Source organism: Sphingomonas sp. (assembly GCF_019746665.1).
In the GTDB taxonomy this organism is placed as follows: domain Bacteria; phylum Pseudomonadota; class Alphaproteobacteria; order Sphingomonadales; family Sphingomonadaceae; genus Sphingomonas.
On the sequence record NZ_JAIERS010000001.1, the window covers coordinates 66,871 to 88,354 of the forward strand.

The following is a 21,484-nucleotide window of genomic DNA, read 5'->3' on the forward strand; positions in this document are numbered from 1 at the left end:
CTTGATCCGCGGCGTACGCTAACCGTGTCATAAAGGACGATTAATCACCGCCGGGACTTGGCGTGATGCCGCCCATCGCGCTAAACTACCCACAATGGGCGGGGAGATGATCGACCCGGGGCTCGAGCCCGAGCGTATTGCCGACGAACTCGCGCGGTTCGTCGCCGCGATGAGCGACCGTGCGCTGATCCTGCTCGCGCCCGACGGTCGCATCGCCAGCTGGAACCGGGGCGCCGAGCTGCTCACCGGCTGGTCGCCCGCCGAGGTGATCGGCGAACCCGTCGACCTGCTCTACACGCCCGGCGAGCGCGACCAGGGCCAGCCGGCGGAGGACCGCGTCACCGCGCGGCTTGCGCCACTACGCAGCGAGGCATGGCGGCTCCGCAAGGACGGCTCCGAATTCTTTGCGGACACCACCCTCGCCGCCCTCACCGGCCGTGGCGGCATGGTGCGCGGCTACGGCCTGTCGCTACACGACATCACCCCGCGCAAGGCGGCGCAACAGGCGCTGGTACAAAGTGAACTTCACTATCGCTCGATCCTGGCGACCGTGCCCGACGCGATGGTGGTGATCGACGAGCGCGGCAAGATTCTGTCGTTCAGCGCCGCCGCCGAACGCCTGTTCGGCTATCGCGAGGCCGAACTGCTCGGCGACAATGTCAGCCGGCTGATGCCCGACGCCGACCGTCACCGACACGACGGCTATATGCGCCGCTATGCCGACACCGCCGAGCCACGGATCATCGGCATCGGCCGTGTCGTGCTCGGCCAGAAGCGCGACGGCAGCCACTTCCCGATGGAGCTGGCGGTGGGCGAAGCGCATAGCGAGGGGCACCGCGTCTTCACCGGCTTCATCCGCGATCTGACCGAGCGGCAACGCGCCGAACTGCGCCTGAAGGAGCTGCAATCGGAGCTGATCCACGTCTCCCGGGTCAGCGCGATGGGGACGATGGCATCGACGTTGGCGCACGAACTCAACCAGCCGCTCACGGCGGTCGCCAATTATCTGGAGGCCGGACGCGACCTGGTGACGCGCGACGACGCCGGCAGCCGCGCGACCGCCGCCGAGGCGATGACCGAGGCCGCGCACGAGGCACTACGCGCCGGCAGGATCGTCCGCCGCCTGCGCGATTTCGTCCAGCGCGGCGAGCTCGAGCAGCGGCCCGAGCCGCTCGCGCAACTGGTCGAAGAAGCCAGTCGGCTGGCGCTGATGGGCGGGCGCGAGCGCGGCATGCGCGGCTTCATCGAGCTCGATCCCACCGCGCCGATGGTGGTGGTCGATCGGGTGCAGGTGCAGCAGGTGCTCGTCAACCTGTTGCGCAACGCGGTCGAGGCGATGACCGACAGCCCGGTGCGCGATGTGACGGTCAGCAGCCGTGCCGATGGCGAGATGGTGCGCGTATCGGTGACCGACACCGGCAGCGGCATCGATCCCATCGTCGCGCCACGACTGTTCGCCGCCTTCTCCAGCAGCAAGGAGACGGGCATGGGCCTTGGCCTGTCGATCTGCCGCACCATCATCGAGGCGCATGGCGGACGCATCTGGGCCGATACCGGGCCGGGCGGCCGTGGCACCGCGTTCCACTTCACTTTGCCCCAAGCGCATGGCGAGGACGAACATGACTGAGCAACGCGTTTACGTGGTCGATGACGAGGAAGCCGTGCGGCGTTCGCTTGGCTTCCTCCTGCGCACCTCGGGCTATCAGGCCTCGCTCTTCGCCTCCGGCACCGAGTTTCTGCGCGAAGCCCGGGGGCTAGAACCCGGCTGCGTCCTGCTGGACGTGCGAATGCCGGAGATGGACGGGCTGGAGGTGCAGCGCGAGATGGCGGCGCGCGGTATCACCTTGCCGGTGATCGTGCTCACCGGGCACGGCGACATCACCACCGCCGTGCAGGCGATGAAGGCGGGCGCGGTCGATTTCCTGGAGAAACCCTTCGAGAAGGCCGCCTTGCTGACCGCGCTCGAGGCGGGCTTCGCGCGTGTCGATCAGGTCGGCGAAGGGGCCGATGCCGCGCGCGCGGCGGGCGTGCGGCTAGCCGCGCTCACCGCGCGCGAACGCGACGTGCTGGCCGGCCTTGCCAAAGGCCTGCCCAACAAAACCATCGCTTATGATCTTGGGATTTCGCCACGTACGGTCGAGGTCCACCGCGCCAACCTGATGACGAAGCTTGAGGTTCGCAGCCTTTCAGAGGCTTTACGCATCGCCTTCGCGGCGGGTATGGGCTGAGGGGACTTGAGCTAGTCTTTGACCTGACTTGATTTTTTATTCACATCACCTTGAGACAATCATTACCCCGCTTGTCCTTGTGCCGGTCCCCGGCTGACTGCGGAAGACTACGTAGCGACGCTGCCGGCCGCCTCTGCCATTTTCCCCCTGGGCTGAGGCGAGATAAGGTGGATGGGACAAGCTTTGGGTTCCGATAGCACCCCGCTGCAGCTGTTGCTGATCGAGGACGACGAAGAGGTTCGTCGCTCGTTCCAGCTGCTGTTGCAGGGCCATGGCTATGAGGTCCGTGCCTTCGCCGGCGCGCGATCCGCGATGGCCGGAGACCACAGCCCGTTCGACGTGATGATCTGCGACTATCGCTTGCCGGATGGCGATGGCTTGTCGGTGCTGCGGGCGATGCGCGAAGGCGGCTGGCAGGGACGCGCGATCCTGATGACGGGCTTCCCCGACGCGCGATTGCGCGACGAAGCCCGCGCCTGCGGGTTCGAGGCGGTGCTGGAAAAGCCACTGCGCGCGCGCGATCTGGTCGCCGCGCTGGGATAGGAGGGAGAGTATGCCCGGTACCGCCACGCTGCCATCGCGCTGCACCGACTGTTCGGGGCGGGCAAGCGCGATCTGCGCTCAGCTCCATCCCGATGCCCTCCATGATTTCGCTGGGCTGGGCCGGGTGCGCCAACTGCGACCAGGGACGACCTTGAGCTGGGAGGGCGAGCGGGTCACCTCGGTCGGCACGGTGCGGACCGGGCTGCTTAAGCTCAGCGCGTCGCTCGCCGATGGGCGCGAGTTGATCCTGGGCGTGGCCGGTCCGGGGGATATTGTCGGCAACCCGCTGGGCGCGCCCGCGACGCATAGCGTCACCGCGCTTGGCGAGGCGAGCCTGTGCCTGGTGCCGCGCGACGCGTTCACCGCGTTCATGGCACGCGAGGGCAAAGCGGCGCAGGCGCTGCTCGAACGGCTGTTCGGCGAGCTAGACAATGCCCGGCGCTGGCTGCTGCTGATCGGCCGCAAGAATGCCGCCGAACGGGTCGCGAGCCTGTTGCTCGACCTTGCCGACCGCGCCGGCGGTACCGAGGGCACGGCGATCGCGCTGCCGCTCTCGCGTCAGCAAATGGCGGGACTGCTGGGGCTGACCATCGAAACGGTGAGCCGCCGCCTCCATCGCTTCGCCGATGATGGCGTGATCGCGCTCCCCGACCTGCGCCATTTCGTGCTGCACGACCGCATGGCGCTCGCCGCCCTCGCGGGGGAACCAGCCGACTAGGCTGTTCGCCGTGCGCGTTGGGCCTTAACGAGCCTGCCGCCCCGCCTCGGCGACCGAACCGACGGAACCGCCCGCCGTGCCGTTCGTCCTTAGGCCATGCAGGCTCCCGATCACCCGCGCTCGACCGCCGCGTTGTTCGGTCATCCACTGCATCCGATGCTGGTCCCCTTCCCAATCGTCTGCTTCGTCGGCGCGCTGCTGACCGACATCGCCTATGCGCAGACCGCCTTCATCATGTGGTCGAACTTTTCAGCTTGGCTGATCACGGCGGGGCTCGCCACCGGCGCGCTCGCCGCCCTGCTGGGGCTCGCCGATTATGTCGGCAGCCAGTCGGTGCGTCGGCGGCGGGCCGCGCCTTGGCATATGGGGATCAATATCGTCGTGATGCTGCTCGAGCTGATCAACATCCTGGTTCACAGCCGCGACGGTTGGACCTCGGTGGTGCCCGAGGGGTTGGCGCTGTCGGCGATCTCGGTCGCGCTGCTGCTGGTGAGCGGGTGGCTGGGCCAGCATCTCGTCTATCGCCAAGGCGTGGGCGTGGCACGGTGAAGCTGCGCGCGCTTCTGTTGTCCCTGCTGCTGGCCGGCTGTGGCGAGGGCGATCGAGCCGACCAGATCGGCCCCAACCCCACCATCCACGCGCCGCGCCAACCGCTGTTCGCCTCGATCAACATCGCCAGGATCGTCGGCTGGCGCGAGGGCGAAACGCCCAAGGCGCCAGCGGGCTTCCGCGTGCAGGCGCTGGCACGCGGGCTGTCGCACCCGCGCTTCGTCTATGTGCTGCCCAATGGCGATGTCCTCGCGGTGGAATCGCGCGCGCCCGAGCCCGGCGAGCCGGTCGACCGGCCCAAGGAACCGATCCGCGGCTGGCTCGAAGGGCTTGCCTCCGGCGCCGATCCCTCGCCCGGCGCCGAGCCGAGCAACCGCATCACCCTGATCCGCGACGCGAATGGCGATGGCGTGGCGGAAGGGCGCACGGTGTTCCTTGAGCATCTCAACTCGCCGTTCGGCGTGGTGCTGGTGGGGGGCGATTTGTACGTCGCCAACACCGATGGCGTCGTCCGCTACCCCTATGTGACCGGGGAAACCCGGATCACCGCGCCCGGCACCCCGGTCGCGCCGCTGCCTGGCGGTCCCTACAACCACCATTGGACCAAGAGCCTCACCGTCAGCCCTGATGGCGCGAAGCTCTATGCGACGATCGGCTCGAACAGCAATGTCGGCGAGAACGGTATCGAGGCCGAACATGGTCGCGCCGCGGTGTGGGAAATCGACCGCGCGACCGGCGCCGCGCGCGTCTTCGCGGGCGGCCTGCGCAACCCTAATTCACCCCGTTTCTACCCGGGGAGCAACACTTTGTGGCTGGTCGCCAACGAGCGCGATGAAATCGGCCCCGATGCCTCGCCCGATTACCTCACCAGCGTTCGCCCCGGTGGCTTTTACGGCTGGCCCTATAGCTATTGGGGCCAGCATGTGGACGTGCGGGTGCAGCCGCAGCGGCCCGATCTGGTGAAGAGCGCGATCGCGCCCGATTACGCGCTCGGCAGCCATGTCGCGGCGCTCGGCCTAGATTTCTATACCGCCGGCGCCTTCCCCCCGCCCTATCGCGGCGGCGCTTTCATCGGCGAGCATGGCAGCTGGAACCGCAGCCGGCCGAGCGGGTACAAGGTCGTGTTCGTCCCCTTCGCCAATGGCCGGCCGAGTGGCAAGGCGCAGGATTTCTTGACCGGCTTCATCGACGGCGGCCGGGCACATGGCAGGCCGGTGGGGGTCGCGGTCGATCGCGGCGGTGCGCTGCTCGTCGCGGACGACGTCGGCAATACCGTATGGCGGGTGAGCTGGGGCGGTTGACCCGGCTCTTGCCGCAGCGCAGCATGGCGGGCGTGAACGACTCCGCCCCCATCGCGCAGAACCCCGATATCCGCTTCCTGGGGAGGTTGCTGGGCGACGTGATCCGCCATTATGGCGGCGACGCGCTCTACGCGCGCACCGAGGCGATCCGCAGCGCCTCGGTCGAGCGGCATCGCGGCAGCGACCGACCGCTGGGCGCCGGGCTCGAAGCGCTGAGCCTGGACGAGACGCTCGCCTTCGTGCGCGGCTTCATGCTGTTCTCGATGCTCGCCAATCTGGCCGAGGATCGCCAGGGCATCGCCGCCGAGCCCGGCGCGGACGTGCCCCAGGCACTCGCCCGGCTGCGCGCCGCCGGGGTGGATGACGCGGCGGTGACGCAGTTGCTCGATGAAGCGCTGATCACCCCGGTGCTCACCGCGCACCCGACCGAGGTACGGCGCAAGAGCATGATCGATCACCGCAACCGCATTTCCGAACTGATGCAGCTGCGCGACCGGGGTCTTGCCGAAACCGCGGAGGGCGATCCGATCGAGGCGGCGATCGCGCGCCAAATCGCGCTGCTTTGGCAAACCCGCCCGCTGCGTCGCGAACGGCTGTTCGTCGCGGATGAGGTCGATACGGTGCGCGACTATGTCGCCGATGTGTTCCTCCCCACCTTGCCCGCGCTCTATGCCCGCTGGGAACGGGCGCTCGGCAAGCGGCCCCCGGCTTTCCTGAAGCTCGGCAGCTGGGTGGGCGGCGACCGCGACGGCAACCCTTATGTCACCGCCGAAACGCTACACATGGCGTTCGCGCGCGGCGCGGAGACGGTGCTCGGCCATTATCTGGAAGGCGTCCACGCGCTGGGGGCCGAGCTGTCGGTCTCGACCGAACTCGCCCCCGTCACGCCCCAACTGGCGGCGCTGGCCGACGCAAGCGGCGACGATGCCCCGGCGCGGGCGGACGAGCCCTATCGCCGCGCGCTTTCGGGCATCTATGCGCGGCTGGCGGCGACTTATGCCGAGCTGGTCGGCCGCGCACCGCCGCGCTCCTCGCCGATCACCGCCCCGCGCTATCCCGATTGCGAGGCGTTGCGTGCGGACCTGAAAGCGCTCGCCAAGTCGCTTGGCGCCGATGGCGGGGTACTCGCCAGCGGTGGCGCGCTCGGTCGGCTGATCCGCGCGGTCGAGCTGTTCGGTTTTCAAGGCTCGACGCTCGATCTCCGCCAGAACAGCGCCGTGCATGAGCGCGTGGTCGGCGAATTGCTCCGCGCGGCGGGGATCGAGGCTGGCTACGCCGCGCTCGACGAAGCCGCGCGCGTGGCGCTGCTCCGCCGGGAACTGGCGAGCCCCCGCCTGCTCGCGACCCCGCTCGCCGACTATTCCGCCGAAACCGAAAGCGAGCTCGCGATCCTCCGCGCCGCCGCCGCCGCGCACGCCCGCTACGGCCGGCGGGCGATCACCACCTATATCGTCTCGATGGCGAAATCTGTGTCGGACCTGCTTGAGGTGCAGCTGCTGCTCAAAGAAGCGGGGCTCTATCGCCCCGGCGAGCCACCCGCGATCATGGCGGTGCCGCTGTTCGAGACGATCGACGACCTTGCCGCAGCACCCGCGATCATGCGCGATTGGCTGGCGCTGGGCGAGACCGCCGATTGGGCGCGCCAGCGCGGGCGGCAGGAGGTGATGCTCGGCTATTCGGATTCGAACAAGGATGGCGGTTATCTGACCTCGGTCTGGTCGCTTCACCGCGCCAGCGAGGCGCTGCGCGACGTGTTCGCGGCGGCGCGGGTGCCGATGCAGCTGTTCCACGGCCGCGGCGGCGCCGTGGGGCGTGGCGGCGGATCATCGTTCGCGGCGATTCTCGGCCAGCCGCCTGGCACGGTGCAGGGCCGCATCCGCATCACCGAACAGGGCGAGGTGATCGCCGGGAAATATGGCACCCGCGAAAGCGCGGCGACCAACCTGGAGGCGATCGCCGCCGCTACCCTGCTCGCCTCGCTCGACCCCGCCGCGCCCGCGCCGGCCGAGGCGGCGCGCTTCGGAGCAGCGATGGACGCGCTTTCGGCGCGCGCGTTCGATGCTTATCGCGCGCTGGTTTATGCGGACCCCGGCTTCCGTGCTTTCTTCCGCCAGGTGACGCCGATCGCCGAGATCGCGACTTTGAAGATCGGTTCGCGCCCGGCGAGCCGGACCAGATCCGACGCGATCGAGGATTTGCGCGCCATTCCCTGGGTGTTCAGCTGGGCGCAGGCACGGGTGATGCTGCCCGGCTGGTACGGCATCGGCACCGCGCTCGCCGGGGGCGACCACGGGCTGCTCGCCGAAATGGCGCGGGCTTGGCCGTTCCTCCGCGCGACGCTCGGCAATCTGGAGATGGTGCTGGCCAAGTCGGATATGGCGATCGCCGCGCGCTATGTCGCGCTTGCCGAGGATCAGGCGGCGGCGCAGACGATTTTCGGGCGGATTCGTGACGAGTGGCAACGCACGCGCGACGCGCTGTTGCGGATCACCGGCCAGGCGGGGCTGCTCGAACATAGCCCGGCGCTCGCCCAGTCGATACGGCTGCGCCTACCCTATATCGAGCCGCTCAATCTGCTCCAGATCGAGCTGTTGAAACGCCACCGCGGCGGCGAGGATGATCCCCGCATCGCCGAGGGCATCCAGCTGTCGATCAACGCCATCGCGACCGCGCTGCGCAACAGTGGCTAGTTTGTTGTAGCGCCCCTCATGCAACTCGGCTATGTAGCAACCGCTACATGTATTGGAGTCGCGTGATGAACAGCTTTGCGGTCCCCGCCAACCCTGCCCGGTCGACCCCCAGCCTTATCTTCTTCGGCCTTGTGCTCTGGGCGCTCGGCGTGCTGATCCTGCGCTTGGCCGTCGGTGGCGGCTGGCTGGACAATCCAGTGTCGCTCGCGAGCGTCTATGCGCTCACCATCGTCGGCACTTGGCCACTGATCCCGCTGCTGACGCGCCTCGCCGGCCTGCCGCGCACCGCGACCGTGGAAGCGAGCGCGCTCGTTTGCGGCACCGCCGTGACGATCGACGGGCTGGTGATCGGCTTCGCGCCGTGGATTTACGCAAGCGACATCGCCGATGCGAAGGCGGTCGCCGGCACGCTGCTCTGGGCGATCGGTGTGGCGCTGATCCTGGGGTTCGTGCGCCGCCCCGCCGCCTGAATCAGGCCATCGCCCGGGCGACCACGTCGTCCAGCCCGATGGCATTGAGCACCGCCGCGCCCTCGATCTGCTGGAACAGCCGCGCGGCGACGGTGCCGCGCTCGGGCTCCGCCAGCGCCAGGCGATCGGTGATCCAGGCGAGGAACTGGTGCCCGATGGCACTCGCCGCGGTGCGACAGCCCTGGTCGCCGCGCGCCGAAAGCGCCGCCATTTCAAGCCATACGGCCATGTAGGGCTGGAGCGACGGCGCCGCGAGCAAGCCAGGCAGCACGGCGATCAGCGCCTCGGGCGCGCGGGGCTCGGGCGGCGCGAGACCATCGAGGATCGGGGTGAACCGCTCGGCGATGCGCGCCAGCACCCCCTCGATCAGCGCCGCCTTGTCGGTGAAATAATAGAGCAGCATCCGGTCGCTGGTGCCCGCTGCCTTGGCGAGCGGGCGCAGGCTCGCCCCCGCCAGCCCCTCCGCCAGGACGTGATCGGCGAGCCGATCGAGCAATTGCGCGCGCTTGGCCTCGGCATTCATCGCGTGCTCTTACGCCCTTGTCGCGTGGCGAGGCAACAATGCGCTGTTCGCACGTTCACTTTCCGCGCGGGGGCGTGCTTGCGCCATAGGGGTTTGGCCATGCTTCCGCTCTGGATGTTTCATTTCGGCATTATGTTCGTCGCGCTGGGATGGACCTATTTCGATACTTTCCGCAGCCAGCAGCGCAACGGTCAGCCCAGGGGAAGCGCCAGCAACGTGCCGCTAACGCCCTGAAACAGCGCCGGTTCGGTGCCGGTCATCCACACCTGCCCGCGCCCCTCCAGCCGCTCGAACAGCGCGGCGCGGCGGCGGGGGTCGAGATGGGCGGCGACCTCGTCGAGGAGGAGCACCGGCGGCGCCCCGCGGCGCTCGGCGACCAGCTCGGCATGGGCGAGGACGATGCCGAGCAGCAGCGCCTTCTGCTCGCCGGTCGAACAAAGCGCGGCCGCCTGGCCCTTGCCGAGATGGGTGACGGAAAGATCGGCGCGGTGCGGTCCGTCGAGCGCGCGCCCCGCCGCCGCGTCGCGCCGCCGCCCCGCCGCCAGCCGGGCCGCCAAATCGCCCGCGCCATCCCCTGCCAGGCCGATCCCGGCCCGTGCGAAGACGCCCTCGGGCACCGCCGCGTCGCGCTCGGACAGCGCCGCGACCAGCTCGCGCCGTCCCGCGTCGAGTGCCGCGCCATGCTCGGCCATTTGCGCCTCGAGCGCGGCGAGCCACGCCGGATCGGGCCGCCCGCCCGCCGCCAGATCCGCGAGCAGCCGGTTGCGCGCGCGCATCGCCGCTTCGTAACGCGTCGCGTGCGTGGCGTGCGTGGGGAACAGCGCGAGCGTCAGCCGATCGAGGAAGCGGCGGCGCTCGCCGGCGGCCTCCACGAACAGCCGGTCCATCGCCGGGGTCAGCCACAACACCGTCAGCCAATCGGCGAGCGCGGTCGCCGCCGCCGCCGCGCCCTGGATCCGCACCAGCCGCCGCTCGGGGGCCGCCGGCTGGGTGCCGGTCGCCAGCTCGACCCCGTCGCCCAAGGTCGCCGCGACGCCGAAGCCCCCCGCCCCGCCCTGCCGCGCGACCTCGCCCAGCCGCACGCCGCGCAACCCCCGCCCGGGCGCGAGCAGCGACACCGCCTCCAGCACATTGGTCTTGCCGACGCCATTCTCGCCCGTCAGCACGACAAAGCCCGGCGCGGGCGCCAGGCTCAGCGCCGGATGGTTGCGGAAATCGGTCAAAATCAGGCGACGCAGCACGGCCCCGCTGTAGCGCATCGGCGGCGCCTGTCTCGCTTCTTTCGCATTTCGCCGCCACAAGGCGCACGGGGGAGCTTGAGGAGAACGCCATGCGCCTGCCGCTGATCAAACCGTCCGAGCTGACCGACGCGCAAAAGCCGCTATACGAGGATATGAAGGCCGGCATCGCGACCAACTTCAACGATTTCAAGACGATCGACGCGAACGGATCGCTGTGCGGGCCGTGGAATCCGTGGCTGCACGAGCCGGTGTACGGCAAGGCGGTGTGGGAGCTGACCAAGGCGATGTCGATCGGCGCCAGCCTGCCCGATCCCGCGCGCCAGATCGCGATCCTCGTCACCGGCGCGCATTTCGACGCGGCCTATGAGCTCTACGCCCACATCGCCGTCGCCGAGCGCGAGGGGATGAGCGCCGCGCGCCTGTCCGAACTCTGCGCCGGGGTGAAACCGCGCGACCTCTCGCCCGAGGAAGCGGTCGCCTATGATGTCGCCTTCGCGCTGGTGAATGGCGGCGTGCTGCCTGAGCCCTGCTACACCCTCGCGGTGACGACCTTCGGCCAGCACGGCGCGAACGAGCTGATCTATCTGGTGGGGCTCTACTGCCTGGTGTCGATGACGCTCAATGGGTTCAATGTGCCGGTGCCGGAGAGGGAATAGGGGGTGGGGGGAGCGGCTTCTGGGCCGGTTGCGGTCTGACAGGTTTTAGGTGAGCTAGTTCGCTTAGCGGAAGTTCTTTCAAAAGATGCTGGAATGTGAGGCGCTGCAAAAATGGCTGCTCCCGTAGCGGACGTTTTCGAGCCCGCCGGTTTTATTTCGCTGAAGCAGCCGCGGAAGGCATGGAGCGAACGGCCAACGATTGGCAGCACGCTGCATTTGGAGTTTTATAGGGTGGCTTGCCGAACAATCCAGTTTGCGAGCATATCGAGCGCAGCCGGCGCGATGGTTTCTTCAATCTGGCTGTATTCGCCGGGGCCGCCTGTCTGAGCGCTTTGGAATAGATGATTGAGTCCAGGAAGTTCGACCACTTCGACATGCTGATTCTTACGAAGTGCGGTACGAATAGCGGGGAGGTTTTGGGCCGCGGATACCTGCAGGTCCTTGCTACCTTGCAGGACAAGGACAGGACAGTTGACTTTGCGCAGGGTCGGCGCCGGCTCATAGTGGAGAAACTCGCGAAACCACTGGTTGTTAACCGCCACAATCGCCGCTTCAACTTGAGCTGCCGGGGCGTCGCCGGACATCAACGCGCGCAGCTTGGTTGCCGCTGTCTTGGCATCACTCTCGTTAAGAAGGATTTGAATTGTTCGCTGCCGTTGCGCTACGGCCGCCGCGATCTTGTCTGGCGCCATTCCTTCAGCGGCCAGAACGAGCTTGAGCTGCTCCAACCACACCTGAGCGCCATTCACGCCCGGGCCTCCCATCATCACAATGAAGGCTGCCGAGCGATCTTGCGCCGCCACGATCGGCGCTATCAACCCGCCCTCGCTATGGCCAATCAGCCCCACGTGGCGCGCATCGACTTCGGGACGATTCTTCAGATAGGCAAGCGCGGCCTCAGCATCGTCGGCAAAATCGCGCGTGGTTGCGGTTGCATAAACACCACCGGACGCGCCGGTCCCGCGCTTGTCGTATCGCAACACGGCAATACCATGGCGCGTGAGATGGTCCGCAATGACAAGGAACGGCTCGTGACCAAGGATTGGCTCGTTGCGGGTGTTGGGACCAGAACCGGCGACAAGAACCACGGCTGGATAAGGCCCGGCACCGCGGGGTAAAGTTAGCGTGCCAGCGAGGCGGAACGGAGCCCCGTCTTCCGAGAAGTTGATCTCCTCTTCCCGATAAGGGTAGGGCCTTTTCGGAGTCTGCGGGCGGGCGCTGACGGGCTGAACCTGGCCGGGCTGTCGACGGGTGAATATAAGCGGCAAAGTATTACTGCCCTGACGCCACTCACCCGTGAGCGTGTTACCAGTAGGGTCGAGTACTGCCTTGAAGGCTGCGTTGACGGAGGCAATCTCGAAGATCACCGCGCCAGCATCCCTGTCGATCTTGGAAATCGGGATTCCCATGGCTTGCTGATCGATGCTGTCGATGGTTCCCTTGGTGCCAGTCGCATCGGTGCGAATGTGAAGGGCTAGGCGCAATTTGATGGCGGAAACCGTCAATGTGCCATCCCAGTCGCCGTCGATGCTCTGCGCTGCTTCGGGCGCCGAGGCAGCGGCGGGGCGGCTCTGCGCGCGGGTCCCCAGAGGCAGACAGATCAACAGTAGGGTAAAGGAGAAACCCAATATTATTTTCCGCATACCGCTTCCTTACCGATGTAATCGATAGAAACTTTCAAATGAGATCACGACCGCTCATCGTCGAAGATCGCTTCGGCCGGTTGCCCGAACAAGCGGGCGATCTTAAAGGCTAGGGACAGGCTGGGATCGTACCGCCCTGTTTCGATCGCGTTGATCGCTTCACGCGATACATCAAGCAGTTTGGCGAGCGCCGCCTGCGTCAGGCCTCGCTCGGCGCGCAAGACTTTCAGGCGATTTTTCATACCCGCGAGAACCGTTCTTCGGTCACACCTCATTGCCCCAGTGCGAGAACCGCGCGCCGAAATAGCCGACCGTTAACCCTACGCACGGCAGGACAAATCCACAGGCGAACGCCATGATCAGGGGGCGGCTCATCGACAAGCCGGGATCAACAAGATCAAGGCCACCGTTGACGATGAAAAGCGAGATCGGGAATGTCATCGCCAAGCCGATGCTGCCGCCCCAATACCAAGCCGACTTTGCTCGCTGTTGCTGAAATTCATCGGAACTACGATGCATCCGCGTCGCAAACACCAGCGCCCAAGCCTCACCAACCAGCGTGGTCGCTATCACTGCCATCGCCCGGAAGCCCCCGGAGGGAGCTGCATTAAGGAATTTTGATGCAAGGACAGGCAGAAGGAGAATGAGACAACCGCCACCGATACCGACGATCGCCGACAGCATGGGCTTCAAATTTCTACGCTGAATCATGTGAGCCTCTCATCACTTTTTGTGATCTAAGCTTCACATATGGCGCCGTCAAGGGCTGAGTTGGGGGCGTCGATCGATGCGCGTCGCGACCGTCTTGCAACGGTTTGGCGGGATTGTTCACCTGGTTGGGGATCGGACAAGGCCGCATGCTGCACAGGCCGTTGCTTCGCCGACTTGCTGTCAGCGGCCGGCTATCGCTATGTCGGACCGTGCAAGCGCGCCGAGAGCATCGTCGTTCTGTTCGTGCTGTCGCTTGAGCTACTTGACATCGTCGTAACGAATCTCACGACCGGAATAGGTGCGATGCACATTGTACAGGCTATATGCGGATCACCCACCTCGATTGTTCTTCGCCTCTACCCTGCGTTGCGTTGCTGACGTGTGTTCTGGACGTCAGGTTTCCGGATGAATCTTCGGCAGGTCGAACGTCGGAAATTGAGACGCACTGCCGACACAATCCACCCCCACCCCACCCCACCCCTCACCCAGCCACACACGCCAGCGCCGCCGCGTCGATCGCGGTTGCCGCGCCGGCGAGGGCATAGACATCGGCGAAGGGGCGGCCGCTCGCGCCTTGGGCTTCCACGCTCAGGCTGCGGCCGGCGCGCATCGCGGTGACGATCGCGGCGTCGGCGCGGGCGTCGCTCGCCCAGGCGTCGCGCGCGCCGGCGATCAGCTCGAAGCGGCGGGTGCCGATGCTCAGCGTCACCCGCGCGCCCGGCGCCACCGGCGCCGACAGCCGGACATGGAGCTGCCCGCGCAGGCCCTGGCGCGGCCAGCTGCCGATCGAGACGAACGCGCGCCCCCCGCCGCCCGCGCGCACCGGCGCGGCGATCGCGTAGCAGCTCTTCGGTGGCCCGCCGCGAAACGCGCCCCAATCGCCGCGCACCGTCAGCAGCTCGGCCATCAGCGCGAGCGGGATCATGCGGCGCCGATCATGCCGGGGCGTGCCCGCCGCCAAGATGGACGACCTGCTCCACCCCGCGCTCGATCATCACCACGCTGCCCTGCGGCAGGCCGCGCGCGGCGGGCGCGCCGAGCGAAGGCCAGGCCGGCAGCCCGGTCATCACCCCGCGCAGCACGCAGCTCGATACGCCGTGCATGATCACCAGCCGGTCGCCGGGATCATCGTCGGTCTCGGCGAGCCAGGCGCGCACCCGTGCCTCGATCTCCGGATAGCTCTCGCCGTCGGGCGCGGGGCGCAGCAGGCCGCTCTCGGCGTCGATCACCGGGCCGACCTCGGCGATCACCTCGGCATAGCCGCGCCCGCCCCAGCCGCCCATGCCGATCTCGACGAGGCGCGGATCGGCGTGGCACCCGTGCCAATCGAGCTCCAGATGCTCGGCGATCACCGCCAGCGTCTGGAGCGCCCGCCCGGCGCTGGACGACCAGAGCGTCAGCGCCGGGCGCGGCCCGAGCAGCCGGCGGAGCGCCGCGCCCATTTCGTCGGCCTGGGCGAAGCCGGCGCGGGTGAGCGGGGTGTGGAGCGCCTCCCCCTGCAGCCGGCGCGCGGCGTTGAACACGGTTTCGCCGTGGCGCGCGATGAAGTCCCGGCCCTGGCGCTTTCCGCCCTGCATCAGGCGATGATATCGGGGATCAACTGATCCTCCAGCAGGGCGATCTCGTCGCGCAGCCGCAGCTTGCGCTTCTTGAGTCGCGCCAGCTGCAGCTCGTCGGCGCCAGCATTCTCCCCCAAGGCGACGATCGCCGAATCGAGATCGCGATGTTCGCTGCGCAATGCTTCCAATCGCTTGGCGATCAACCCTTGGTCCATTGCCCTATCCCGTATCGCAGCCGCCGCGCTAGCAGATGGCGGGCGCCGTTTCGATGCCAAATCCATTGGTCCGCAAAAAGCCCGATCCCGTCGCGCGGACGCTCGCCAAGCGGCCCGAGCTGTGATCTATTGGCTGGTCCCGGCTCCCCCGGGTCGGGCACGAGGTAAGGAGACTGCCCAATGAACAGCGCGCACCAGTCGGCATTGCAAGCCAAGCACGCCCTGCTCGATCGTCAAATCCAGACCGAGCTGCAGCGACCGCTTCCCGACGCGCTGATCGTGGCCGAGCTGAAGAAGCAGAAGCTTCGCCTGAAGGAGGAACTCTCCGCTCATTGAGGCACCTGGCCCGGCCGTGCGGGGGCGCGCGACCGGGCCTGATTTCAACGGCGATCCGAAGGTTTTGTCCGGCGTGGCGGAAGTGCGGGCGGACGGGTTGAAACCCGGGCCGCGCGCCTCAGCGGCGGGGCATATAGGCGACGGGTGCCGGCCCGGCCTTGGTACCCGTCACCGGCTTGCGCGCGCGTTGCGGATCGACGGGTTCGTCGAACGCGATGCCGAGTCGGCCATGCGCCGCCCAGGCGACCTTGCCCGCGACCCAGCCGATGCCGCGAATCTCGATTTCCACCGCCGCGCCGGCTTCGACCGGACGCGGCAGTTCGGCCATCAGCCCGCCGGCGGAAATGTTGCGCACCCGGCCGTCGACGGGCTCGCGCACGCCAGGCACACGGAAACGCGCCCCCAGGAACATGCTTTCGCGCAGCTGGTGGCGGACCGAACCCGGTTCTTCGTCAATATGGTCGAATCGATCGGCGGAAAGCTGGTCCATGCGACACTCGGTTGGCAGATGGGCACCTTGCCCACGCTAGCCGCCCTAGCCCCGCAACCTCTCCAAACCCTTAAACCCCCGCCCGGATCGGGGCACGCGATCGCTACAGCGCGTTCAAATGCAAACCTTTTTCGGGGCTAAACTCAATCGTCGCGCGAGACCTTCTCGTTGCGCTCATGGCGCTCCTGCGCTTCGACCGTCATCGTCGCGATCGGGCGGGCTTCGAGCCGCGCGAGCGAGATCGGCTCCCCGGTCACCTCGCAATAGCCATATTCGCCTTCCTCGATCCGGCGCAGCGCGGCATCGATCTTGGCGATCAGCTTGCGCTGGCGATCGCGGGTGCGCAGCTCGATCGACCAGTCGGTCTCGCTGGAGGCGCGATCGGTGAGATCGGCTTCGCGCAGACTGTCGATCTGCAGCTGGTTCAATGTCTCCTGCGCTTCGAGCAGGATGTCGTCTTTCCATTTGAGCAGCTTCGCCTTGAAATAGGCGAGCTGGCGAGGGTTCATGAACGGCTCGCCATCGCTTGGCCGATAGACGCCCTCGGCATCATTGGCGGCGGCGGGTTCGAATGTTTGGCCTTGAAGGCTCTTTACAACTGACGCCATCCCCACTCTCCTACGCGAAACAACTTTATTTCATTTGGCTCCACCCGGCCGCGCCTATACGCGCCCTCTCGCCCCGCGACAAGCAATGTTGACGCCGGCCGCGCGGGAATCGGCCGTGATCACGCCCCGGCGCTGGCGATCACCCCACGGCCCTCCCGCCACGACCGGCGAGTAACATTCACCTAAAACTGTCCCAGCTTGAAACATTAACCGCACCCGGCTCTCGGATAACAAGGCGATAGCCGCGTTGGGACAGGAATTGATGGTTAATATAATTGAACTTAAGCCTTTATTCTGCACTGTGCGGGATAGCCGCTCCCTACTCGTCGTGCCCTGGCACCGCGGGATGATGGACGGGCCGACAAAAAGGAAGCGTGATGTCTGTTCGGATGGCCTTGGCGAAACTGTGCGCCTGTGCATGCGGGGGCGCGGTGATCGGTGGCGGCGCGGTGCATGTGGCCGAATCGGCCAAGCCGCGCGTCGCGCACGTCAAGAAGACCAAGCGGATCGTGCGCCAGGTGGCGGTGCGCCGCGCGGCAAAGGTGCGCCGGGTGGTGACGACCACGCGCACCATCTGCCCGCCGCCCGCGATCAGCATCGCCAGCACCCCCGTGCCGCTCCCCCCGCCCTTGCCCGTGGCTGACTTCCCCGCCGGTGGCGGCGGCGCGGCGGCGGTGCCGGTGGTGATCGGCGGCACCGGCGGCTTTGGCGGCTTTGGCGGCTTCTTCGGCGGCGGCTTTTTCGGGGGCGGCAGCAGCGGCGTCGCGATCTCGTCCAACGGCGGCTCGGCCTCGTCGAGCGCGAGCGGATCGTCATCCTCGGCATCGAGCAGCGGCACCTCGAGCGGCACCAGCAGCGGCACCTCGACCGGCTCCAGCAGCACGTCGAGCGGCACGTCCAGCGGGATCACGATCAACATCTCGTCGACCTCGTCGACCGGGGGCTCCTCCACCTCGACCGGCGGCTCGTCCACCTCGACCGGCGGTTCCTCAACCTCCTCGTCCACGGGCGGCTCTTCGACCTCGTCGTCGACCGGCGGGTCGTCCACCTCGTCGTCGTCGGGCACCATTTCCTCGACCTCGTCGAGCTCGACCTCGAGCGGCGAGGTCAGCTCCACCAGCTCGTCGTCGGGCAATGTCAGCACCTCGTCCAGCTCGAGCACCAGCTCGTCCTCGTCGGGCGATGTCAGCACCTCGTCGAGCACCAGCAGCTCGTCCTACGGCTCGTCGAGCGTGGGCTGGAGCACCAGCGCCTCGTCCAGCTCGTCCTCGGCGTCGAGCGCGAGCTCGGCTTCGTCGTCGGGCAGCACCGGCAGCTCGGGCGGGCCGCCGCCGGACGGGCCGACCCCGGTGCCGGCGCCGCCGATGGTGCTGCTGTTCGGCGCCGCCGCCGCCGCGCTGGTCGCGCGCGGCCGGCTCGCCAACCGCAAGGCGCCCGCCGCCGCCGAATGAGTTGCACCGTCGTGCGGGCGCGGCCATAGCGTCGCGCCATGCACGATATTCGTTTCATCCGCGAAAACCCCGAAGCGTTCGATGCAGGGCTCGCGCGCCGGGGGCTTGATCCCCAAGCGGCGGCGCTGCTCGCGCTCGACGAACGCCGCCGCGCGCTGATCACCGAACTTCAGGCCGGCCAGGCGCGCCGCAACGAGGCGAGCAAGGCGATCGGCGCCGCCAAGGCGGCGAAGGACGAAGCCGCCGCCCAGGCGCTGATGGCCGAGGTCGCGGCGCTGAAAGAACGGCTGCCCGCGATCGAGGCCGAGGAAAAGGCGCTCGGCGAAGAGCTGCAGGCGGCGCTGGCGATCATCCCCAACCTGCCGGGCGCGGACGTGCCCGATGGCGCCGACGAGCACGGCAATGTCGAGGTGTCGCGCTGGGGCACCCCGCGCGCGTTCGATTTCACCCCGCGCGAACATGCCGATCTCGCCCCCGCTCTGGGGATGGATTTCGAGACCGGCGCCCGGCTCTCCGGCGCGCGCTTCACCTTCCTGCGCGGCGACATGGCGCGCCTGCACCGCGCGCTCGGCCAGTTCATGCTCGACACGCAGACGCGCGAGCAGGGCTATACCGAGTGCAACCCGCCGGTCCTCGTCAAGGACGAGGCGATGTATGGGACGGACAAGCTGCCGAAATTCGCGCAGGACAGCTTCGAGACAGCAGTCAGGACCGCGGGTTTTGAGGTCTTGGCCAAGACTGCGCGCGAATTGAACGCCCTACGAGGTATTGAAAGCGATTCCGTCTCTATTCGAGCAGACGATGAAGAGTTTTTCGAGGCCCTTCGGCGCAATTGGAACGAAGACACACGCCGCTGGCTCATCCCCACCTCCGAAGTCTCGCTAACCGCCAGCGTGATGGGCGAGCTGCTCGAGGAAGCCGCCCTCCCGATGCGCCTCACCGCGCTCACGCTCTGCTTCCGCTCGGAGGCCGGGGCGGCGGGGCGTGATACGCGCGGGTTCATCCGCCAGCACCAGTTCGAGAAATGCGAGCTGGTCAGCATCGTCCGCCCCGAGGATAGCGAGGCCGAGCATCAGCGCATGACCCGCGCCGCCGAGGCGATCCTCGAAAAGCTGAACCTGCCCTATCGCAAGCTGCTGCTGTGCACCGGCGACATGGGCTTCGGCGCGCGCAAGACCTATGATCTGGAGGTGTGGCTGCCGGGGCAGAACGCCTGGCGAGAGATCAGCTCCTGCTCGAACACCGGCGATTTCCAGGCGCGGCGGATGAACACGCGCTACCGTGTGGCGGGCGAGCAGAAGCGCACCGAATTCGTCCACACGCTCAATGGCTCCGGCCTCGCGGTCGGGCGCACCTTGGTCGCGGTGATCGAGAATTATCAGAACGCCGATGGCAGCGTGTCCGTGCCCGAGGCGCTCTTGCCCTATATGGGCGGCGTCACGCGGCTGGAAGCCACGGGGTAGGAGAACCTCCCCGAGCCTGCTCGGGGAGGGGGACCAACCGCAGGTTGGTGGAGGGGCGCCGGCGAAGCCGGCGAGCTGCGCTCGCCGCCCCTCCACCACGCTTCGCGTGGTCCCCCTCCCCAAATAAATTTGGGGAGGTTTTATTGCGCATCCTGCTCACCAATGACGACGGCTATCACGCCCCCGGCCTCAAAGTGCTGGAGGAGATCGCCGCCCGCTTTTCCGACGATATCTGGGTGGTGGCGCCGGCCGAGGAGCAATCGGGCGCGGGCCATTCGCTCACCCTCACCCGGCCGATCCGGGTGCGGCGGCATGGCGAGCGGCGCTTCGCCGTCGCCGGCACGCCCACCGACGCGGTGATGATGGCGCTCGCCCGGCTGATGCCCGAACGGCCCGACCTGATCCTGTCGGGCGTCAACCGTGGCGCGAACCTGGCCGAGGACGTTACCTATTCGGGCACCGTCTCCGCCGCGATGGAAGGCGCGCTCGCGGGCGTGCGCGCGATCGCGCTCAGCCAGGTTTACGCGCGCGAGGGCGCCGGGGACGACGTGCCCTTCGCCGCCGCGCGCGCCTGGGGCGAGCGGGTGCTGCGCCCGCTGCTCGATGCCCCGCTCGCGCCGCGCACGCTGGTCAACATCAACTTCCCCGCGCGCCCCGCCGAGGACGTGCGGGGCGTGCGCGTCGTCGGCCAGGGGCTGCGCGATTATGGGCGGCTGAAGATCGTCAGCAACCGCGATCCGCGCGGCTATGAATATCACTGGTTCGCGCTCGGCCCCTCAATCGCGACCCCGGCGCACGACACCGATCTGGAAGCGGTGCAGGATGGCTTTATCGCCGTCACCCCGCTCCACCTGGACCTGACACATCGCGAATCGCTCGATATGTTGCGGGCGATTTATTGAAGCGGCTTCGGGGGGAGCGATGCGACAGGGAGCGGCGATGATCGCGTTGATGCTGGGGGCCTGTGTGCCGCCCCCGATCGAACGGGCGAGCGACCGGGGGCCGCAAATCCCGCCGCCGCCGATCGCGGCGGAGGAAGCGCGCCCCGCCGATCGCGCGCAGTCGCCCGACCGCCTGCCCCCCGCCGCACCACCGCCGCGCCCGGCGTGGGAAGCGCGGCCAGTGACGCCTGACGCGCGCGAGGTCCGCGCCCAGGATTATTATGTCCGCCCCGGCGACACGCTGCGCGGCGTCGCCAATTTCACCGGCGCGGGGAGCGAGGCGATCGCGCGCGCGAACGGCCTCACCCCGCCTTATGTGCTGCGGCTCGATCAGAAGCTGGTGATCCCGGCGGGGCGCTATCATCTGGTGCGCGCGGGCGAGACGGGGATCGCGATCGCCCGCGCTTACGGGGTGCCCTGGGCGCAGGTGGTGGAGGCGAACGCCCTCGCCGAGCCCTATGTGCTGCGCGCCGGACAGCGCATCCTGATCCCGCGCGGCGGCCCGATGACCCCGGCCGAGCGCGCCCGCGCCTTCGCGGTCGATATCGAGGATATCGTGACCGGCGGCGAACCCGCGCTCGCGGCGAACGCCAACCCCGTCGCCCCCGCCCCCACCGCGCGGCGCGTGCTGCCGCCCGAGGCGAGCGTCGCCGCGCCCACGCGCTTCGTCGGCGGCTTTGGCTGGCCGGTCGAGGGGCGGATCGTCAGCCGCTTCGGCCCCGGCGCGAGCGGCGAGCGGCAGAACGGCATCAAGATCGCCGTGCCGTTGCGCACCCCGGTACTCGCGACCGCCAACGGGGTGGTGAGCTATACCGGATCGGGGGTGAAGGGCCTGGGCGGCATCGTCATCGTCCGCCACGGCGATGGCTGGAGCAGCATCTACGGCCATGTCGGCGAGATTTTGGTCCAGCGCGGCCAGGCGGTGAAGCGGGGCCAGGCGGTGGCGCTGTCGGGCGACAGCGGCTTCGCCGACCAGCCCGAGCTGCATTTCGAACTCCGCAAGGGCCGCGTGCCGGTGGACCCGGTCGCGGAGTTGCCGGGGCGGTAGGGCGAAGACCACCCTCACCCAAACCCTCTCCCGCCAGCGGGAGAGGGCTTTACGGTTGAGCCTGGAACGTTCCGAATAGCCCTCTCCCGCTCGCGGGAGA

General features: G+C 67.9%; 25 protein-coding genes. 13 read left to right on the forward strand and 12 right to left on the reverse strand.

Annotation, left to right across the window (positions count from 1 at the left end):
* Positions 1-106: 106 nt before the first annotated feature.
* From K2X73_RS00295 to K2X73_RS00330, 8 genes are all read left to right on the forward strand, one after another.
* Entirely contained in the window at positions 107-1,627 is a 1,521-nt protein-coding gene (locus K2X73_RS00295; protein ID WP_294107447.1) for a PAS domain S-box protein, read from the forward strand.
* Entirely contained in the window at positions 1,620-2,228 is a 609-nt protein-coding gene (locus K2X73_RS00300; RefSeq protein WP_294107449.1) for a response regulator transcription factor, read from the forward strand. The genes K2X73_RS00295 and K2X73_RS00300 overlap by 8 nt, the downstream gene beginning before the upstream one ends.
* Before the next feature lie 183 nt (positions 2,229-2,411).
* Positions 2,412-2,771: a response regulator gene (locus K2X73_RS00305; protein ID WP_294107450.1), complete on the forward strand. Its 360-nt coding sequence runs from the start codon at positions 2,412-2,414 to the stop codon at positions 2,769-2,771.
* A 10-nt stretch (positions 2,772-2,781) separates the two neighbouring features.
* Positions 2,782-3,489 (forward strand): Crp/Fnr family transcriptional regulator, encoded by a 708-nt coding sequence (locus tag K2X73_RS00310; protein ID WP_294107451.1) that lies wholly within the window; start codon positions 2,782-2,784, stop codon positions 3,487-3,489.
* A gap of 96 nt (positions 3,490-3,585) precedes the next feature.
* Positions 3,586-4,038, forward strand: coding sequence for a DUF2231 domain-containing protein (locus K2X73_RS00315; protein WP_365980114.1), 453 nt, complete (start codon positions 3,586-3,588; stop codon positions 4,036-4,038).
* On the forward strand, positions 4,035-5,339 hold the full coding sequence (locus K2X73_RS00320) for a sorbosone dehydrogenase family protein (protein WP_365980115.1): 1,305 nt from the start codon (positions 4,035-4,037) through the stop codon (positions 5,337-5,339). Before K2X73_RS00315 ends, K2X73_RS00320 begins: the two co-directional genes overlap by 4 nt.
* A gap of 23 nt (positions 5,340-5,362) precedes the next feature.
* The gene (gene ppc, locus K2X73_RS00325) at positions 5,363-8,029 is read left to right on the forward strand and encodes a phosphoenolpyruvate carboxylase (protein WP_294107670.1); all 2,667 of its coding nucleotides are present in this window, start codon (positions 5,363-5,365) and stop codon (positions 8,027-8,029) included.
* A gap of 65 nt (positions 8,030-8,094) precedes the next feature.
* Positions 8,095-8,499 carry a hypothetical protein gene (locus K2X73_RS00330; RefSeq protein ID WP_294107453.1) on the forward strand — a complete coding sequence of 135 codons (405 nt, stop codon included), beginning with the start codon at positions 8,095-8,097 and terminating at the stop codon, positions 8,497-8,499.
* Between the two features lies 1 nt (position 8,500).
* Here the strand turns inward: K2X73_RS00330 and K2X73_RS00335 are convergent, their stop codons facing one another.
* Both K2X73_RS00335 and recF read right to left on the reverse strand, forming a co-directional pair.
* The gene (locus K2X73_RS00335) at positions 8,501-9,022 is read right to left on the reverse strand and encodes a TetR/AcrR family transcriptional regulator (RefSeq protein WP_294107454.1); all 522 of its coding nucleotides are present in this window, start codon (positions 9,020-9,022) and stop codon (positions 8,501-8,503) included.
* 191 nt (positions 9,023-9,213) lie between these two features.
* The gene (recF, locus tag K2X73_RS00340) at positions 9,214-10,263 is read right to left on the reverse strand and encodes a DNA replication/repair protein RecF (protein ID WP_294107674.1); all 1,050 of its coding nucleotides are present in this window, start codon (positions 10,261-10,263) and stop codon (positions 9,214-9,216) included.
* A gap of 89 nt (positions 10,264-10,352) precedes the next feature.
* On the opposite strand from recF, the gene K2X73_RS00345 reads away from it, so the two are divergent.
* The gene (locus K2X73_RS00345; RefSeq protein ID WP_294107455.1) at positions 10,353-10,919 is read left to right on the forward strand and encodes a carboxymuconolactone decarboxylase family protein; all 567 of its coding nucleotides are present in this window, start codon (positions 10,353-10,355) and stop codon (positions 10,917-10,919) included.
* 224 nt (positions 10,920-11,143) lie between these two features.
* Here the strand turns inward: K2X73_RS00345 and K2X73_RS00350 are convergent, their stop codons facing one another.
* The 6 genes from K2X73_RS00350 to K2X73_RS00375 all read right to left on the reverse strand — a co-directional run bounded on the left by K2X73_RS00350 (position 11,144) and on the right by K2X73_RS00375 (position 15,047).
* Positions 11,144-12,523 (reverse strand): alpha/beta fold hydrolase, encoded by a 1,380-nt coding sequence (locus K2X73_RS00350; protein ID WP_294107456.1) that lies wholly within the window; start codon positions 12,521-12,523, stop codon positions 11,144-11,146.
* 83 nt (positions 12,524-12,606) lie between these two features.
* Positions 12,607-12,804: a helix-turn-helix transcriptional regulator gene (locus K2X73_RS00355; protein ID WP_294107457.1), complete on the reverse strand. Its 198-nt coding sequence runs from the start codon at positions 12,802-12,804 to the stop codon at positions 12,607-12,609.
* A gap of 22 nt (positions 12,805-12,826) precedes the next feature.
* A complete protein-coding gene (locus K2X73_RS00360; protein ID WP_294107458.1) occupies positions 12,827-13,255 on the reverse strand; it encodes a hypothetical protein in 429 nt (142 codons plus the stop codon).
* A 499-nt stretch (positions 13,256-13,754) separates the two neighbouring features.
* On the reverse strand, positions 13,755-14,198 hold the full coding sequence (locus tag K2X73_RS00365; protein ID WP_294107459.1) for a hypothetical protein: 444 nt from the start codon (positions 14,196-14,198) through the stop codon (positions 13,755-13,757).
* Between the two features lie 10 nt (positions 14,199-14,208).
* Entirely contained in the window at positions 14,209-14,850 is a 642-nt protein-coding gene (locus K2X73_RS00370) for a histidine phosphatase family protein (protein WP_294107460.1), read from the reverse strand.
* Positions 14,850-15,047 (reverse strand): DUF465 domain-containing protein, encoded by a 198-nt coding sequence (locus K2X73_RS00375; protein WP_294107461.1) that lies wholly within the window; start codon positions 15,045-15,047, stop codon positions 14,850-14,852. Before K2X73_RS00375 ends, K2X73_RS00370 begins: the two co-directional genes overlap by 1 nt.
* Before the next feature lie 180 nt (positions 15,048-15,227).
* Between K2X73_RS00375 and K2X73_RS00380 the strand changes: the two genes are divergently transcribed.
* Positions 15,228-15,383, forward strand: a complete 156-nt coding sequence (locus K2X73_RS00380) for a YdcH family protein (RefSeq protein ID WP_294107463.1) — start codon at positions 15,228-15,230, stop codon at positions 15,381-15,383.
* A gap of 118 nt (positions 15,384-15,501) precedes the next feature.
* Here K2X73_RS00380 and K2X73_RS00385 read toward each other — a convergent pair whose 3' ends face one another.
* The 4 genes from K2X73_RS00385 to K2X73_RS00400 all read right to left on the reverse strand — a co-directional run bounded on the left by K2X73_RS00385 (position 15,502) and on the right by K2X73_RS00400 (position 17,904).
* Positions 15,502-15,873 (reverse strand): PilZ domain-containing protein, encoded by a 372-nt coding sequence (locus K2X73_RS00385; RefSeq protein WP_294107466.1) that lies wholly within the window; start codon positions 15,871-15,873, stop codon positions 15,502-15,504.
* Between the two features lie 143 nt (positions 15,874-16,016).
* Positions 16,017-16,382, reverse strand: coding sequence for an RNA polymerase-binding protein DksA (dksA, locus tag K2X73_RS00390; RefSeq protein ID WP_294107676.1), 366 nt, complete (start codon positions 16,380-16,382; stop codon positions 16,017-16,019).
* 418 nt (positions 16,383-16,800) lie between these two features.
* Positions 16,801-17,685 carry a hypothetical protein gene (locus K2X73_RS00395; protein ID WP_294107468.1) on the reverse strand — a complete coding sequence of 295 codons (885 nt, stop codon included), beginning with the start codon at positions 17,683-17,685 and terminating at the stop codon, positions 16,801-16,803.
* A 12-nt stretch (positions 17,686-17,697) separates the two neighbouring features.
* Positions 17,698-17,904, reverse strand: a complete 207-nt coding sequence (locus K2X73_RS00400; RefSeq protein WP_294107471.1) for a hypothetical protein — start codon at positions 17,902-17,904, stop codon at positions 17,698-17,700.
* A 66-nt stretch (positions 17,905-17,970) separates the two neighbouring features.
* Between K2X73_RS00400 and serS the strand changes: the two genes are divergently transcribed.
* The 3 genes from serS to K2X73_RS00415 all read left to right on the forward strand — a co-directional run bounded on the left by serS (position 17,971) and on the right by K2X73_RS00415 (position 21,384).
* A complete protein-coding gene (gene serS, locus K2X73_RS00405) occupies positions 17,971-19,395 on the forward strand; it encodes a serine--tRNA ligase (protein WP_294107473.1) in 1,425 nt (474 codons plus the stop codon).
* A 143-nt stretch (positions 19,396-19,538) separates the two neighbouring features.
* On the forward strand, positions 19,539-20,297 hold the full coding sequence (surE, locus tag K2X73_RS00410) for a 5'/3'-nucleotidase SurE (protein ID WP_294107475.1): 759 nt from the start codon (positions 19,539-19,541) through the stop codon (positions 20,295-20,297).
* Between the two features lie 37 nt (positions 20,298-20,334).
* Positions 20,335-21,384 (forward strand): LysM peptidoglycan-binding domain-containing M23 family metallopeptidase, encoded by a 1,050-nt coding sequence (locus tag K2X73_RS00415; RefSeq protein WP_294107477.1) that lies wholly within the window; start codon positions 20,335-20,337, stop codon positions 21,382-21,384.
* The last annotated feature ends 100 nt before the right edge of the window (positions 21,385-21,484 follow it).

Coding starts and splice junctions, on each gene's coding strand:
- K2X73_RS00295 (WP_294107447.1), top strand. CDS start 107: ATGATCGACCCGGGGCTCGAGCCCGAGCGTATTGCCGACGAACTCGCG.
- K2X73_RS00300 (WP_294107449.1), top strand. CDS start 1,620: ATGACTGAGCAACGCGTTTACGTGGTCGATGACGAGGAAGCCGTGCGG.
- K2X73_RS00310 (WP_294107451.1), top strand. CDS start 2,782: ATGCCCGGTACCGCCACGCTGCCATCGCGCTGCACCGACTGTTCGGGG.
- K2X73_RS00315 (WP_365980114.1), top strand. CDS start 3,586: ATGCAGGCTCCCGATCACCCGCGCTCGACCGCCGCGTTGTTCGGTCAT.
- ppc (WP_294107670.1), top strand. CDS start 5,363: ATGGCGGGCGTGAACGACTCCGCCCCCATCGCGCAGAACCCCGATATC.
- K2X73_RS00330 (WP_294107453.1), top strand. CDS start 8,095: ATGAACAGCTTTGCGGTCCCCGCCAACCCTGCCCGGTCGACCCCCAGC.
- K2X73_RS00335 (WP_294107454.1), bottom strand. CDS start 9,022: ATGAATGCCGAGGCCAAGCGCGCGCAATTGCTCGATCGGCTCGCCGAT.
- K2X73_RS00345 (WP_294107455.1), top strand. CDS start 10,353: ATGCGCCTGCCGCTGATCAAACCGTCCGAGCTGACCGACGCGCAAAAG.
- K2X73_RS00355 (WP_294107457.1), bottom strand. CDS start 12,804: ATGAAAAATCGCCTGAAAGTCTTGCGCGCCGAGCGAGGCCTGACGCAG.
- K2X73_RS00365 (WP_294107459.1), bottom strand. CDS start 14,198: ATGATCCCGCTCGCGCTGATGGCCGAGCTGCTGACGGTGCGCGGCGAT.
- K2X73_RS00370 (WP_294107460.1), bottom strand. CDS start 14,850: ATGCAGGGCGGAAAGCGCCAGGGCCGGGACTTCATCGCGCGCCACGGC.
- K2X73_RS00375 (WP_294107461.1), bottom strand. CDS start 15,047: ATGGACCAAGGGTTGATCGCCAAGCGATTGGAAGCATTGCGCAGCGAA.
- K2X73_RS00380 (WP_294107463.1), top strand. CDS start 15,228: ATGAACAGCGCGCACCAGTCGGCATTGCAAGCCAAGCACGCCCTGCTC.
- K2X73_RS00385 (WP_294107466.1), bottom strand. CDS start 15,873: ATGGACCAGCTTTCCGCCGATCGATTCGACCATATTGACGAAGAACCG.
- dksA (WP_294107676.1), bottom strand. CDS start 16,382: ATGAACCCTCGCCAGCTCGCCTATTTCAAGGCGAAGCTGCTCAAATGG.
- serS (WP_294107473.1), top strand. CDS start 17,971: ATGCACGATATTCGTTTCATCCGCGAAAACCCCGAAGCGTTCGATGCA.
- K2X73_RS00415 (WP_294107477.1), top strand. CDS start 20,335: ATGATCGCGTTGATGCTGGGGGCCTGTGTGCCGCCCCCGATCGAACGG.